Below are 14,568 nucleotides of genomic sequence, written 5' to 3'. Positions count from 1 at the left end.
CGCTACATCTTCGGCTCGCGCTCGAACATCCACATCATCGACCTGTCGCAGTCGATCCCGCTGCTGCACCAGGCCCTGGTCGCCGTGCGCGACGTGGCGGCCAAGGGCGGCCGCGTGCTGTTCGTCGGCACCAAGCGCCAGGCCGCCGATCCGGTGGCCGAGGCCGCCAAGCGCTGCGCCCAATATTACATGAACAACCGCTGGCTGGGCGGCACCCTGACCAACTGGCGCACCGTCTCGGGCTCGATCGCCCGCCTGCGCGAACTGGACAGCCTGCTGGAGTCGGGCGGCGAGGGCCGCGTCAAGCGCGAGCTGCTGAGCCTGCAGCGCGAGCGTGACAAGCTGGAAGCCTCGCTGGGCGGCATCAAGGACATGGGCGGCGTGCCGGACATCATGTTCGTGATCGACACCAACAAGGAAGCGATCGCGATCCAGGAAGCCCGCAAGCTGAACATCCCGATCATCGCCATCCTGGACACCAACTGCGATCCGGACGGCATCACCTATCCGGTTCCGGGCAATGATGACGCCGCGCGCGCCATCCAGACCTACTGCGACCTGATCGCCGACGCCGTCCTGGACGGCCTGGCCGCCGGCGCCGGCGCCTCGGGCGTCGATCTGGGCGCGTCGGAAAACCCGGTCGAGCCGATGCTGCGCGAAGCCGCCGCTCCCAAGGCCGAGGCTGAAGCCGCCCCGGCCGGGACTGAAGGCGTCGCCGCCGAACTGGAAGCCGCCGCTGAACCGGCCGTGGCCGACGAGGCCGCCCAGGAGGCGACCGCCGAGGCCAACGCCGCTGTCGAAGAAGAGCCGGCGCAGGTCTGAACCCGCGCCGCTGTCACCGACGGCGACTAAAGACTGCGGCCGGGCCTGAATCTCGGGTCCGGCCGTTACCGCTTACGAGAACACCAGGAGACTGAAACATGGCCGAGATCACCGCCGCCCTCGTCAAGGAACTGCGCGAGCGCTCCGGCGTCGGCATGATGGACTGCAAGAAGGCCCTGCAGGAAACCAATGGCGACATCGACGCCGCCATCGACTGGCTGCGCGCCAAGGGCCTGTCCAAGGCCGCCAAGAAGGCCGACCGCGTCGCCGCCGAGGGCCTGGTCGCCGTGGCTTCAAAGGAAGTCGGCGCCGGTGAAGTCGGCGCCGCCATCGAGTTCAACGCCGAAACCGACTTCGTCGCCCGCAACGAACTGTTCCAGAACGCCGCCAAGTCGTTCGCCCAACTGGGCCTGGAGCACGCCACGGTCGAGGCCCTGCACGGCGCCGAGCTGGAGAACGGCAAGACCGTCCAGGACGAGGTGACCCAGCTGATCGCCACCGTCGGCGAGAACATGCAGCTGCGTCGCGCCGCCCGCCTGTCGGTCGATGAAGGCGTGGTCGCCAGCTATGTCCACAACGCCGTGTCGCCGGGCGTCGGCCGCATCGGCGTGCTGGTCGCCCTGCACGGCGGCGGCGACAAGACGGCCCTGCGCGACCTGGGCCGCAAGATCGCCATGCACGTGGCGGCCACCGCCCCGCTGTCGCTGAACACCGACGACCTGGACCCGGCGGCGATCGAGAAGGAACGTCAGGTCCTGACCGAAAAGGCCAAGGAAGAAGGCCGTCCCGAGAACATGATCGAAAAGATCGTCTCGGGCCAGATCGCCAAATTCCAGAAGGACGTGGTGCTGACCAAACAGCCGTTCGTCATGGATCCGGACGTGACCATCGAACAGCTGGTCGCCAACACCGGCAAGGAACTGGGCGCTCCGGGCCTGCACCTGGCCGGCTTCGTCCGCCTGGCCCTGGGCGAGGGTGTCGAGAAGGTCGAGGGGCCGGACTTCGCCTCGGAAGTCGCCTCGATGACCGGCCAGTAAATGCCGTCTCCCTCCCCATTCGGGGAGGGTGTCTGAGCCATAGGCGAAAACGGGTGGGGGCGCTTCGGCAAAACACGCTCGGTGCGTGGGTCGCCGCGCCCTCCCCACCCGGCGCTTTGCGCCACCCTCCCCTGAAGGGGAGGGAGAATTCTGAGTCGGGGCGCGCCGGGCTTTGAAGCCGGGCGCGCCCTTCGTCTATAAGGAACAGCCCGATTCCGGGCCTGACCCGCCGTACACGGACGACGCCATGCCCGAGACCCCGCCCGAGTTCCGATACAAGCGCGTCCTGCTGAAGGTGTCGGGCGAGGTGCTGATGGGCGACCAGCCCTATGGCATCGACATGAAGACGGTCGCCAGCGTGGCCGAGGCGGTGGCCGCCGTGTCGCGCGAAGGCGTCGAGATCTGCCTGGTCATCGGCGGCGGCAACATCTTCCGCGGCCTGTCCAAGGCCGCCGGCGACATGGAGCGGGCCACGGCCGACTACATGGGCATGCTGGCCACCGTCATGAACGCCCTGGCCATGCAGGCGGCGCTGGAGAAGATCGGCGTCCAGACGCGGGTCCAGAGCGCCCTGACCATGAACGCCGTGGCCGAACCCTATCTGCGCCGCCGCGCCCTGAGGCACCTGGAAAAGGGCCGGGTGGTGATCTTCGCCGCCGGAGTGGGGGCGCCCTTCTTCACCACCGATTCCGGCGCCGCCCTGCGCGCGGCCGAGATGGGCTGTGACGCCCTGTTCAAGGGCACCAGCGTGGACGGGGTCTATACGGCCGATCCGAAGAAGGACCCGACCGCCACCCGTTATGACCGGCTGACCTATCAGGAGGTGCTGGCCCAGGATCTGCGGGTCATGGACGCCTCGGCCGTGGCCCTGATGCGCGATTCCGGCATTCCGATCGTGGTCTTCTCGATCCGCGAGGAGGGATCCTTCCACCGCGCCTTGAGAGGCGAGGGGCCCTTCACCGTGATCGGTTCGCAGACAAGCTGAAATCCGTCCGCTAAAGAGACGAAAGACGAAGGGAAAATCCCATGGCCAAACCGGAACTGAAAACCTTCCGCGACCGCATGGACAAGGCCGTCTCGGCCTTGAAGGACGAATTCGGCGGCCTGCGCACCGGCCGCGCCAACGCCGGCCTGCTGGACCCGGTTCAGGTCGAGGCCTACGGCTCGACCTCGCCGCTGAACGCCGTGGCCGCCGTCAGCGTGCCCGAGCCGCGCATGATCACGGTCAGCGTCTGGGACAAGGGGATGGTGGTCTCGGTCGAAAAGGCCATCCGCGCCGCCGGCCTGGGCCTGAACCCGGTGGTGGACGGCCAGACCCTGCGTATCCCCATTCCGCCTCTGACCGAGGAGCGCCGCAAGGATCTGGTCAAACTGGCCGGCAAATACGCCGAACAGCAGAAGATCGCCGTCCGCAATGTGCGCCGCGACGCCAATGACGAGCTGAAGAAGGCCGAGAAGGCGGGCGACATCAGCCAGGACGAGCAGAAGAAGATGGAGGCCGAGGTCCAGAAGGACACCGACGCCGCCATCAAGCGCATCGACGAGGCCTTGAAGGTCAAGGAACAAGAGATCATGCAGGTCTGACGATCTGCGCGCGGAAGGGCCCGCCCCAATGCCGGATGACACACCCGCCTCGAACCATGGGGGGCCGCCCCTCCATGTGGCGGTGATCATGGACGGCAATGGCCGCTGGGCCAAGGCGCGCGGCCTGCCGCGCTCCGTCGGCCACCGCGAGGGGGTCGAGGCCCTGAAGCGGACCATCCGCGGCGCGCCGGCCCTGGGCGTCGGCTGTCTGACGGTGTTCGGCTTCTCGACCGAGAACTGGAGCCGGCCCGAGGACGAGGTTTCCGACCTGATGGGACTGGTGCGGACCTATGTCGCCTCGGACCTGGCCCGGCTGGCCAAGGAGGGGGTGCGGCTGCGCATCCTGGGCCGGCGGCGCGGCCTGCCCGACGACATCGCCCGCATCATCGAAAAGGCCGAGGCGGATACGGCCCACAACGACCGTTTCATGCTTCAGGTCGCCTTCAACTATGGCGGACGGGCCGACATCGTCGATGCCGCCGAGGCCCATGCCCGCCGCGTGGCCTCGGGCCAGGCGACAGGCCCGCTGACCGAGGACGCATTCGGCGCCGGCCTGTCCACGGCCGGGGCGCCGCCGGTGGACCTGATCGTGCGGACGTCGGGGGAGCTGAGGCTGTCCAACTTCCTGCTGTGGGAGGCGGCCTACGCCGAACTGGTGTTCCAGGACATCCTGTGGCCCGACTACGGCCCGGAAGCCCTGGGACGGGCCGTGGCCGAGTTCCGGGCGCGTGACCGGCGCTTCGGCGGCCGCAAGCCGGCGGAACCGCTGCGGGAGGCGATCTGATGGCCTTCGGGGTGCGCGAGATGGGCATGCGCACGGCCTCGGCCGTGGTGCTGGCGCCCCTGGCGGTTTTCGCCGTCTGGCTGGGCGGGCCGTGGATCCTGGGCGTCATGCTGGCCGCCTGCGTGCTGCTGGCCGTTGAATGGGCGCGGATGAGCGCGCGCATGGCCTGGAAACCCATGTTCGGCGCCGTGGCCGCGGCCCTGGCGGCGTCCGTGGCGATGGCCCATGCGGCGGACCTGTCCTTCGGCCTGGTCATGATGGTCTTCGGCGCCTGCCTGGCGGGGCTGTTCGCCCGGACGCGAGGGCTGTCGGCGGTCGATGCGGCCTATGGCGTCCTCTACATCGGCTGGCCGGCCGTGCTGATGATCTGGCTGCGCGACGGGACCAGCGCGGTTGGCTTCTACTGGGTCACCCTGGCCTTCGCCGTGACCTGGGCGGCCGATATCGCGGCCTATCTGGTCGGCAGCGCCGTGGGCGGGCCCAAGCTGTGGCCGCGGTTTTCGCCGAACAAGACCTGGTCGGGGTTCATCGGCGGCCTGGTCGCCGCGACCCTGGCTGGCGTCCTGATGACGGCCCTGCCGGACTCCGGCGCGCCGGGCCCGATCTGGAGCGGCCTGCTGGGCCTGGCCGGCGGCCTGGCGGCCATGGCCGGCGACCTGTGGGAATCGGCGCTGAAGCGGCGGTTCGGAGTCAAGGATGCGGGGGCGCTGATCCCGGGTCACGGCGGCCTTCTGGATCGCGTCGACGGGCTGATGTTCGCCATCGTGGTGATCGCGGCCGGGCGCGCCCTTGGCCGCGCCCTGGGCCTGGGGGCGTGATGATCTCGCGTCGCGTCACCGTGCTGGGCTCCACCGGATCGGTGGGAACTTCCACCCTGGACCTGATGGATCGCGCCGAGGCGGCCGGAACCGGCGCGTTCGAGGTCGAGGCCCTGGTCGCCGGGAGCAATGTGGCCCTGCTGGCTGAGCAGGCGCGGCGCTGGCGACCCAGGCTGGCGGTGACGGCCGACCCGTCGAAGCTGGCCGCCCTGCGCGACGCCCTGGCCGGCACGGGAATCGAGACGGCGGCGGGCGAGGGGGCGGTGGTCGAGGCCGCCATCCGCCCCGCCGACTGGGTCATGGCGGCGATCGTGGGGGCGGCGGGCCTGCGCTCGACCTGGGCGGTGGCGCGCACGGGCGCGGTCCTGGCCCTGGCCAACAAGGAAAGCCTGGTCTGCTGCGGCCCGGCCCTGATCGAGACGGTTCGCGCCTCGGGCGGCCAGCTGATTCCGGTCGACTCCGAGCATTCGGCCATCTTCCAGGTCTTTCCCGCCGCGGCGCCGGAACAGGTGTCCCGGCTGATCCTGACCGCTTCGGGCGGCCCGTTCCGGAACCGGACCCTGGCGCAGATGGCGGCGGTGACGCCCGAACAGGCGGTGGCCCACCCCAACTGGAGCATGGGGGCCAAGATCTCGGTCGACAGCGCCACCATGGCCAACAAGGGGCTGGAGACGATCGAGGCGGCCTATCTGTTCGACATGCCGGCCGAGCGGATCGAGGTGGTGGTGCACCCCGAATCCATCGTTCACAGCCTGGTGGACTATATCGACGGCTCCACCCTGGCCCAGATGGGGGCGCCGGACATGCGCATCCCCATCGCCTGCGCCCTGGCCTGGCCCCAGAGGCTGGACTGGCCCGCGCCGCGGCTGGACCTGGCGACGCTGGGCCGGCTGACCTTCGAGGCGCCGGACGAGACGCGGTTTCCGGCCCTGGCCCTGGCGCGCCAGGCGCTGCAGGCCGGCGGGGCGGCGCCGGCCGTGTTCAATGCCGCCAATGAGGTGGCGGCCCGCGCCTTCCTTGACCGGCGTCTGGGCTTTCTCAATATTGCCGCAGTCGTCGCCGAAACCCTGGATCGCGCGATGCGCGCGGGGGTTTGCGCCGATCTGACCGACGCCTGCGACGCGGCCCTGGCCGTGGACGCCGAGGCCCGCCGGATCGCCCAGACCATCGTCGGTCGCATGGCCGACGCGGCATGACCGGAGGCGAGACCGCTTGATCGACGCACTGACCCTGGTCGTGACCTATGTCGTGCCCTTCCTGCTGGTGCTGACCCTGATCGTCACCCTGCATGAACTGGGACATTTCCTGACCGCGCGCCTGTTCAAGGTGAAGATCGACCGTTTCTCGGTCGGTTTCGGCCGGGCTGTGTTCAGCCGGACGGATCGCCAGGGCGTGGAATGGCGGGTCGGATGGATGCCGCTGGGCGGCTATGTCAAATTCTCGGGCGACCTGGACGCCAGCAGCGTGCCGGACGAGGCGGGGCTGGCTGAGCTGAAAGGCCGTGTGACGGCCGAGCATGGGCCGGGCGCCGAGCGGGACTATTTCCATTTCAAGCCGGTGTGGCAGCGCGCCCTGATCGTGGCCGCCGGGCCGGTGACCAACTTCATCCTCGCCTTCGTCCTGTTCGCCCTCTACTTCGCGATCATCGGCGAACAGGTGGTGGCCCCGCGTGTCCTGAACGTCGCGCCGGACAGTCCGGCCGCCGCCGCCGGATTCCAGCCCCGCGACCTGATCACCGCCGTCAACGGTCGTCCGGTGCGTGACGACTCCGAGGTTCGGGCCGTCGTCATGCTGAGCGCAGGGGACACGGTGCGCTTCACCGTCGATCGCGCGGGCCGCACCCTGGAGCTGGTCGCCACGCCCCAGCGCCAGGTCGAGGACGATCCCGTCGCCGGCCGGGTGCGGGTGGCCCGCATCGGCATGAACATGCGCCCCCAGGGGCCTGAAGACGTCAGTATTCGAAGGCTGAATCCCCTCGAGATCGCGGGCAAGAGCGCCACGACCATCGTCGACACCCTGGGGACCACCCTGACCTATATCGGGCGCATCTTCACCGGCCGCGAAAACGGGGACCAGCTGAGCGGGCCCCTGGGGATCGCCCGCGCCACCGGCGCCCTGACGACCCAGGCGGTAGAGGCGAATCCCGATCCGGGCGCGACTGTGGCCAATCTGCTGCTGACGATGACCAGCTTGGCCGCCATACTTTCGGTCGGAATTGGCTTTCTAAACCTCCTGCCCATCCCGGTTCTGGACGGCGGCCACCTGCTTTTTTACGGCTATGAAGCCGTGGCGAGGCGTCCGGTCGCCGCCCGTTTCCAGGAGGCGGGTTACCGGGTCGGTCTTGCGTTGCTGGCGGGTTTGATGTTGTTCGCGACTTGGAACGATCTGCAGAAGTTCAATTTCCTCGCCTTCCTCGGCGGGCTCGCCTGACATGAGCCGACGCCAGCCCTCCGATGGTCCCCGTATGAAGCACTCCGATCCGCGCGCCAAAATCCGCCTGAGCGGCCGAGCCAGCGCCCTGGCCCTGGTCCTGGCCGCCGGCCTGGCTTCACCCGCCCTGGCCCAGGACGGCGCCGCGCCCGCGGCGGCGACGCCGGATCAGGCCGCGCCCGCCCAGGCCCCGGCCCAGCAGAGCGTCCAGATCAACCGCATCCTGGTCCAGGGAACCCAGCGGATCGATCAGACCACGGTCCTGTCCTATCTGCCGATCCAGCCGGGCGACACGGTGGACGCGGCCATGCTGGACATCGGCGTGCGCACCCTTTCGCGCACGGGCCTGTTCGCCGACGTGCAGCTGATGGTTCAGAACGGCGACCTGGTGGTCCACATCGCCGAGAACCCGATCATCAACCAGGTGATCTTCGAGGGGAACAACGCCCTTCGCGACGACAAGCTGCGCGAAGAGGTGACGATCCGGCCGCGCGGCATCTACACCCGCGCCAAGATCCAGGAAGACGTCGGCTCGCTGGTCGAGCTGTATCGTCTGTCTGGGCGCATCTCCGCCACCGTCACGCCCAAGCTGGTCCAGCTGGAGCAGAACCGCGTCGATGTCGTGTTCGAGATCGACGAAGGGCCGGAAACCGGCATCGAGAACATCACCTTCCTGGGCAACGAGGCCTTCTCCGACAGCGACCTGCGCGGCGTCATGGTGACCAAGCAGTCGCGTTGGTGGCGGATCATGTCGAAGAACGACAACTATGATCCCAACCGGCTGGAATACGACCGCGAGCAGCTGCGGAAATTCTACACCAACCGCGGCTATTACGATTTCCGGGTCATCTCTTCGGTGGCCGAACTGCATCCGGACAACGCCGCCTTCGGCGTGACCCTGACCCTGGATGAGGGTGATCGTTATAATTTCGGCGAGATCAACGTCGTCACCGAGAACGACCGGCTGAACACCGACATCCTGCGGCGCCTGCTGCCGATCCGCTCGGGCGACCTTTATGAAAGCGACAAGATCGAAAAGGCGGTCGAGGCCCTGACCTTCGCCGCCGGATCGGCCGGCTACGCCTTCGTCGACATCAACCCGACCTATAGCGCCGATCCGGAAACCGACACGGTCAACGTCACCTTCCACGTCCGGGAAGGTCAGCGCGTTTATGTTGATCGCATCAACATCGTCGGCAATACGCGAACCATTGACCCGGTCATCCGGCGCGAATTGCTGCTGACCGAGGGCGACGCCTTCAACCGCGCCCTGATGGAGCGGTCGCGCAACAACCTGCGGGCCCTGGGCTTCTTCAAGGACGTCAAGGTCGAGGAGACCCGAGGGTCGGCGCCGGACCGGTCGGTCGTCAACGTCACGGTCGAGGAGCAACCGACCGGCGAACTGTCGATCGGGGCGGGATTCAGCTCGGTCGAGGCCTTCGTGGTCAACATCGGGATTTCGGAACGGAACTTCCGCGGCCGCGGCCAGAATGTGGTGGCCCGCGTGGAATGGGGCTCGCTGCGTCAGCAGATCGATTTCCGCTTCACCGAGCCGCGCTTCATGAACCGGGACATCCGCGCCGGTTACGACCTGTTCCACACCCGCTACGACTTCAAGGAAGAGTCCTCGTTCGATTATCGTTCGACCGGCGCCGGGCTGCGTCTGACCTTCCCGCTGAACGGCTATACCAGCCTCAGCACCCGGTATTTCATCAAGTCCGACGAGGTTCTGGTGCCGACGGGCTATTGCTCGGGCGTGCTCTCGGGCTCGCTGGCGCTGTGCGATCAGCTGGGGGCGTCGCTCAACTCGTCCGCCGGCTATACCCTGCTGTTCAGCCGCGTGAACGACCCCGTTCGGCCCACGCGCGGCTGGGTCGCCTCCTTGCGCCAGGATTTCGCGGGCCTGGGCGGGGACGTCAACTACATCAAGACCGAGATGGACGCCGCCTGGTACTACGGCCTGACGCCGAACTGGGTCGTCAGCCTGCAGGGGTCTGTCGGCTATGTCTCGGGCTGGGCCGGCGACACCATCCGGATCAACGACCGCTTCTTCAAGGGCGGCAACAGCTTCCGGGGCTTCGAGAACGCCGGGATCGGCCCGCGCGACCTGCGCACCCGCGACGCCCTGGGCGGCAATTTCTACGCCATCGGCACGGCTGAGCTGACGCTTCCGAACGGACTGCCCGAAGAATACGGCATCCGCACCTCCCTGTTCCTCGACGTCGGCACCCTGGGGGTGCTGGACGACCGCTATCGCCTGACCGCGGGCGGCGTGATCGACACCAACATCGTCGACGAACTGGCGGTGCGCGCCGCGACGGGCCTTAGCGTCCACTGGAAGTCGCCCATGGGTCCGATCCGCTTCGACTTCAGCAAGATCCTGTCGCGTGAGGATTACGACCGGACTGAAACCTTCCGCTTCTCCACCTCGACCCAGTTCTAAGCAACGGCTTGAAAAGCCAAAGGTAAGCTAATGAAATCTCTTCTTATCGCCGCCACCGCCCTGGCCACCCTGGCCGCTGCCGGCACGGCCTCGGCCCAGGCCGCCGGACCGCAGAACCCCGGCCCCGTGCTGCCGGGCGTCTGCATCTATTTCAACCAGCGCCTGCTGGCTCAATCGACGGTCGGTCAGGCGGTTCAGACCCGGATGACCCAGCTGGCCGAAGAAGTGCGCGGCGAACTGCAGCCCTACGCCACCTCGATCCAGACCGAGATCGCCGCCCTGCAACAGGGCCAGGCCACCATTCCGGCCGATCAGATGCAGCAGCGCCGCCAGGCCCTGCAGCAACGCATCCAGGAAGCGCAGCAGCTTGAACAGACCCGTGACAACGAACTGCGCTACACCCTGAGCGAGCAGCGTCGCCAGATCGGCGTCGCCGTCGAGCCGATCCTGATCGCCGTCTATCAGGAACGCGGTTGCGGCATCATGCTGGACCGCGAGAGCGTGTTCATGGCTAACCCGGCCATGGATGTGACCGACCTGGTCATCCAGCGGCTGAACACCGCCCTGCCGACCCTGTCGTTCAACCGCCTGCCCGTGCCGGCCGAAGCGCAGCAGTAAGAATGAACGGGCCGGCCCATGCCTGACGCCCGCTTCTTCGAGGCGCTGCCGCCCCTGACTGTCGCCGAGATCGCCCAAAGGGTCGGCGGGCGCGTCGCGCGGGGCGGCGAACGCCAGATCGCCCATGTCGCGCCCCTGTCCGATGCGGACGGGGGCGCGATCGCCTTTGTGGCCGACCGGAAATTCGCCGCCTCCCTGGCCGAGACCCGGGCGGGTTGCGTGATCGTCGGGCCGAAAATCCTCGACCAGGCGCCGGCTGAAGCGGCCGTGGTCGTTTCCGACGAACCTCAGGCCGCCTGGGCCAGGGCGGCGGAACTGCTGCATCGGCCCTGGCTGCTGGATCGGGCCATCGACATCAAGGAGGCGGCGGAGGATTCTTCGGTCGTGATCGAGCCGGGGGCCGTCCTGGCGCCCGGCGTCCGGATCGGGCGCGGTTCGCGCATCGGGGCCGGCGCGATCATCGGCCCGGGCGTCCAGATCGGCCGCGACTGTCGGATCGGCGCCCTGACCTCGATCGGCTTCGCCCTGATCGGCGACCGGGTGCGGATCCTGGCCGGCGCCCGCATCGGCGAGGCCGGCTTCGGCGCCGCCTGGTCCAGTCAGGGGCCGATCGACATCCCCCAGCTGGGCCGGGTCGTCATCCAGGATGGGGTGAGCATCGGAGCCAACACCTGCATCGACCGCGGCGCCTATGGCGACACGGTGATTGGCGAGAACAGCAAGATCGACAACCTGGTCCACATCGCCCACAATTGCGTCATCGGCCGAAACGCCCTGATGGCCGCCTTCACGGGTCTGGCCGGCACGGTGACGGTGGGCGACAACGTCATGTTCGGCGGCCGCGCCGGCATCGGCGATCACCTGTCCATCGGCCAGGGTGCGCGTATCGCCGCCGGGGCGGGCGTTCTGGCGGACGTGCCGGCGGGCGAGACCTGGTCCGGCTATCCGGCCAAGCCGATCCGTCAGTCCTTGCGCGAGGCGGTCTGGCTGGCGAAACAGGCGGCGGGCAAGATTCGCGGCAGGGATGAGAGCCATGGCTGAGGCCGACAACCGGATCGACTATGCCGAGGTGATGCGGCGCCTGCCGCATCGCTATCCCTTCCTGCTGGTCGACAAGGCCGAGGACTTCGTCGCCAACACCTCGATCACCGGCATCAAGAACGTCACCCATAACGAGCCCTTCTTCCCCGGCCATTTCCCCATCGACCCGGTCATGCCCGGCGTGCTGATCGTCGAGGCCATGGCCCAGACCGGCGCCCTGCTGATGTCCAAAACCCTGGATGTGGCGGTCCAGGACAAGGTCATCATGTTCATGTCCATCGACGGGGTGCGGTTCCGCAGGCCCGCGCGGCCGGGCGACCAGCTGCGCATGCAGGTCACGGTGACCAAACAACGCGGCGACGTGTTCAAATTCCGCGGCGAGACCTTCATCGACGACAAGCTGGCCGCCGAGGCCGACTTCGCCGCCATGGTGGTGACCGTGGACCAGCCCGCATCATGACCGCCATCCACCCCAGCGCCGTCATCGACGGCTCGGCTCGCCTGGCCGCCGATGTCGAGGTGGGCCCCTGGTGCGTCGTGGGGCCGAATGTCGTGCTGGACCAGGGCGTTCGCCTGGTCAGCCATGTGGTGGTTCAGCAGGACACGACGGTGGGCGCGCGCACGGCCATCCATCCCTTCGCCGTCATCGGCGGCGACCCCCAGCACAACGGCTATCGCGGCGAACCGGTCCGGCTGGACATCGGCCAGGACAATCTGATCCGCGAGCACTGCACCTTCAACCGCGGCACGCCTCAGGGAACGGGCGTGACGCGCGTCGGCTCGAACAACCTGTTCATGACCGGCGCCCATGTCGGCCACGACGCGGTGGTCGGCGACCATGTCGTCATGGCCAACAACGCCACACTGGGCGGGCACGCCTGGATCGGCGACCGGGTCTTCCTGGGCGGTCTCGCCGCCGTGCACCAGAACGGCCGGGTGGGGCAGGGCGCGATCGTCGGCGGCCTGGCGGCGGTGACGCGCGACGTGATCCCCTACGGCTCGGCTTGGGGCAATCACGCCCGGCTGCACGGGCTGAACCTGATCGGGCTGAAGCGCAAGGGATACGGCAAGGACCAGGTGCGCCGCCTGCTGGCCGCCTACCGCGATCTGTTCGAGGCCGATGGCGTCTTCGCCGAACGGCTGGATCGGGTCGAAACGACCTATGCCGATCTGGCCGAGATCATGGAGATCACCGCCTTCATCCGCGATGGCGGTCGGCGCCCCCTGTGTCTTCCGGGCCAGGAATGATCGGCGCGCCCCGTCTGGCCCTGATCGCCGGGTCCGGCGACCTGCCGATCCGGGTGGCCCAACGCTGCGACGCCGAGGGCCGTGACGTCTTCGTGGTGCGGCTGAAGGGCTTCGCCGATCCCCAGCTGCATCGCTGGCCGGGCGGCGACTTCGGCATGGCCGAGATCGGCGGGGTGCTGAAGGCTATCAGGGCGGCCGGATGCGGCGCGGTCTGTCTGGCCGGCTACGTCAACCGGCCTGATTTCAGGACGCTGAAGCCCGACCTGAAGGGCGCCTCGGTCCTGCCCGGCATCATCGCGGCGGCGACCCGGGGGGATGACGCCCTGCTGCGAAAGATCCTGTCTGTGTTCGAGGACGAGGGATTCGGCGTCGAGGGCGCGGATGAATTGCTGGGCGGCCAGATGCTGGCCGCCGGCGCCCTGGGCCGCATCCAGCCGGATGAGGAACAGAGGGCTGACCTGAAGAAGGCGCTGCATGTCGCCGAGAAATCAGGGGAACTGGACGTCGGCCAGGGAGCGGTGGTCTGTCATGGCCTGGTCCTGGCGGTCGAGGCTCAAGAGGGGACCGACGCCATGCTGGCCCGGGTCGCGGGTCTTCCCGTCGATCTGCGCGGGCGCGCGGGTGCCCTCCGGGGCGCCCTGGGCAAGGCGCCCAAGCCTATCCAGGACCTGCGCGTCGACATGCCGGTGATCGGCCCCCGCACGATCGAACTGGCCGCCGCCGCCGGCCTGGCGGGGGTGGCGGGCAAGGCCGGACGGATGATCCTGATCGACCCGGCCGCCATCGTCGAGACGGCGGATCGCCTGGGGCTGTTCGTCTGGGGCGAGGCGGAATGACCGCGCCTCTGAAAATCATGCTGGTGGCGGCCGAGGCCTCGGGCGACGCCCTGGGCGCCGGCCTGGCGCGGGCGCTGAAGACGCGGCTGGGAGACGGCGTGACCTTCGTCGGCGTCGGCGGTCCCAAGATGGCGGCCGAAGGGGTGCAAAGCCCGTTCGACATCGCCGAACTGTCGATCCTGGGCTGGCTGGAGGGCTTGCGCGCCTATGGCCGGGTCCGGCGGCGGGTGGCGGAGACGGCGGCCTTGGCGGCGCGCGAACGGCCCGACGCGGTGGTGCTGATCGACAGCTGGGGCTTCACCATCCGCGTGGCCAAGGCCATCCGCGCGGCCGCGCCCGAGACGCCCCTGGTCAAATACGTCGGGCCCCAGGTCTGGGCCTCGCGGCCCGGGCGGGCCCGCACCCTGGCGGGGGCGGTGGATCATCTGCTGGCCCTCTACAGTTTCGACGCCCCCTGGTTCGAGCGCGAGGGCCTGACCACGACGGTCGTGGGATCATCCGCCTTGCACATCGACATGTCCGGCGCCGACCCCCAGGGGTTCCGCCGCTCCCTGGGCCTGGGGCCGGACCAGCCGCTGCTGCTGGTCCTGCCCGGAAGCCGGCCCAGCGAGATCCGCCTGATGACGCCCGTCTATGAACAGGCGGTACAGAGGCTGAAGGCGACACGGCCCGACCTGGCTGTCGCCGTGATCGCCGCCGGCACGGTGGCGGCCGATGTGGCCCAGCGGGTCGCCGCCTGGCCCTTCCGCGTCCATCTGGTGGGCGAGGACCGCAAATATGACGCCATGACCGCCGCCACCGTGGCCCTGGCGACCAGCGGCACGGTCTCGACCGAACTGGCCCTGGCCGGGGCGCCCATGGTCATCGCCTATCGGTTCCAGCCGCTCAGCTATGCGATCATGCGGCC

At 68.7% G+C, this 14,568-nt stretch carries 15 protein-coding genes; all 15 read left to right on the top strand.

What is annotated here, in order from left to right:
• Window positions 1–822 (top strand): 30S ribosomal protein S2 (gene rpsB / locus KF910_RS13495; RefSeq protein WP_292263765.1); only part of this gene is annotated, 822 nt, incomplete at its 5' end.
• Between the two features lie 98 nt (window positions 823–920).
• A complete protein-coding gene (gene tsf / locus KF910_RS13490) occupies window positions 921–1,859 on the top strand; it encodes a translation elongation factor Ts (protein ID WP_292263762.1) in 939 nt (312 codons plus the stop codon).
• 247 nt (window positions 1,860–2,106) lie between these two features.
• Window positions 2,107–2,844: a UMP kinase gene (gene pyrH / locus KF910_RS13485; protein WP_292263759.1), complete on the top strand. Its 738-nt coding sequence runs from the start codon at window positions 2,107–2,109 to the stop codon at window positions 2,842–2,844.
• 41 nt (window positions 2,845–2,885) lie between these two features.
• Complete coding sequence (frr, locus tag KF910_RS13480; RefSeq protein WP_292263756.1) at window positions 2,886–3,443, top strand: ribosome recycling factor; 558 nt, start codon at window positions 2,886–2,888, stop codon at window positions 3,441–3,443.
• 28 nt (window positions 3,444–3,471) lie between these two features.
• Window positions 3,472–4,227: a polyprenyl diphosphate synthase gene (gene uppS / locus KF910_RS13475; RefSeq protein ID WP_292263753.1), complete on the top strand. Its 756-nt coding sequence runs from the start codon at window positions 3,472–3,474 to the stop codon at window positions 4,225–4,227.
• On the top strand, window positions 4,227–5,045 hold the full coding sequence (locus tag KF910_RS13470; protein ID WP_292263749.1) for a phosphatidate cytidylyltransferase: 819 nt from the start codon (window positions 4,227–4,229) through the stop codon (window positions 5,043–5,045). The genes uppS and KF910_RS13470 overlap by 1 nt, the downstream gene beginning before the upstream one ends.
• Window positions 5,045–6,241, top strand: coding sequence for a 1-deoxy-D-xylulose-5-phosphate reductoisomerase (dxr, locus tag KF910_RS13465; protein ID WP_292263746.1), 1,197 nt, complete (start codon window positions 5,045–5,047; stop codon window positions 6,239–6,241). The genes KF910_RS13470 and dxr overlap by 1 nt, the downstream gene beginning before the upstream one ends.
• Before the next feature lie 16 nt (window positions 6,242–6,257).
• Window positions 6,258–7,475, top strand: a complete 1,218-nt coding sequence (locus tag KF910_RS13460; RefSeq protein WP_292263744.1) for a M50 family metallopeptidase — start codon at window positions 6,258–6,260, stop codon at window positions 7,473–7,475.
• 1 nt (window position 7,476) lies between these two features.
• On the top strand, window positions 7,477–9,918 hold the full coding sequence (bamA, locus tag KF910_RS13455; RefSeq protein WP_416354718.1) for an outer membrane protein assembly factor BamA: 2,442 nt from the start codon (window positions 7,477–7,479) through the stop codon (window positions 9,916–9,918).
• A gap of 30 nt (window positions 9,919–9,948) precedes the next feature.
• Complete coding sequence (locus KF910_RS13450) at window positions 9,949–10,536, top strand: OmpH family outer membrane protein (RefSeq protein WP_292263741.1); 588 nt, start codon at window positions 9,949–9,951, stop codon at window positions 10,534–10,536.
• Between the two features lie 18 nt (window positions 10,537–10,554).
• Window positions 10,555–11,577, top strand: a complete 1,023-nt coding sequence (gene lpxD / locus KF910_RS13445) for a UDP-3-O-(3-hydroxymyristoyl)glucosamine N-acyltransferase (protein WP_292263739.1) — start codon at window positions 10,555–10,557, stop codon at window positions 11,575–11,577.
• Window positions 11,561–12,037, top strand: a complete 477-nt coding sequence (gene fabZ / locus KF910_RS13440; protein ID WP_416354717.1) for a 3-hydroxyacyl-ACP dehydratase FabZ — start codon at window positions 11,561–11,563, stop codon at window positions 12,035–12,037. The genes lpxD and fabZ overlap by 17 nt, the downstream gene beginning before the upstream one ends.
• Window positions 12,034–12,825 (top strand): acyl-ACP--UDP-N-acetylglucosamine O-acyltransferase, encoded by a 792-nt coding sequence (gene lpxA, locus KF910_RS13435; RefSeq protein WP_292263733.1) that lies wholly within the window; start codon window positions 12,034–12,036, stop codon window positions 12,823–12,825. The genes fabZ and lpxA overlap by 4 nt, the downstream gene beginning before the upstream one ends.
• Window positions 12,822–13,661 carry a UDP-2,3-diacylglucosamine diphosphatase gene (gene lpxI, locus KF910_RS13430; protein ID WP_292263730.1) on the top strand — a complete coding sequence of 280 codons (840 nt, stop codon included), beginning with the start codon at window positions 12,822–12,824 and terminating at the stop codon, window positions 13,659–13,661. The genes lpxA and lpxI overlap by 4 nt, the downstream gene beginning before the upstream one ends.
• Window positions 13,658–14,568 (top strand): lipid-A-disaccharide synthase (gene lpxB / locus KF910_RS13425; protein ID WP_292263727.1); only part of this gene is annotated, 911 nt, incomplete at its 3' end. The genes lpxI and lpxB, both read left to right, overlap by 4 nt.

It is taken from the genome of Brevundimonas sp., from assembly GCF_019636155.1.
Classification (GTDB): domain Bacteria; phylum Pseudomonadota; class Alphaproteobacteria; order Caulobacterales; family Caulobacteraceae; genus Brevundimonas.
This window is presented reverse-complemented; position numbering and strand designations above follow the sequence as displayed.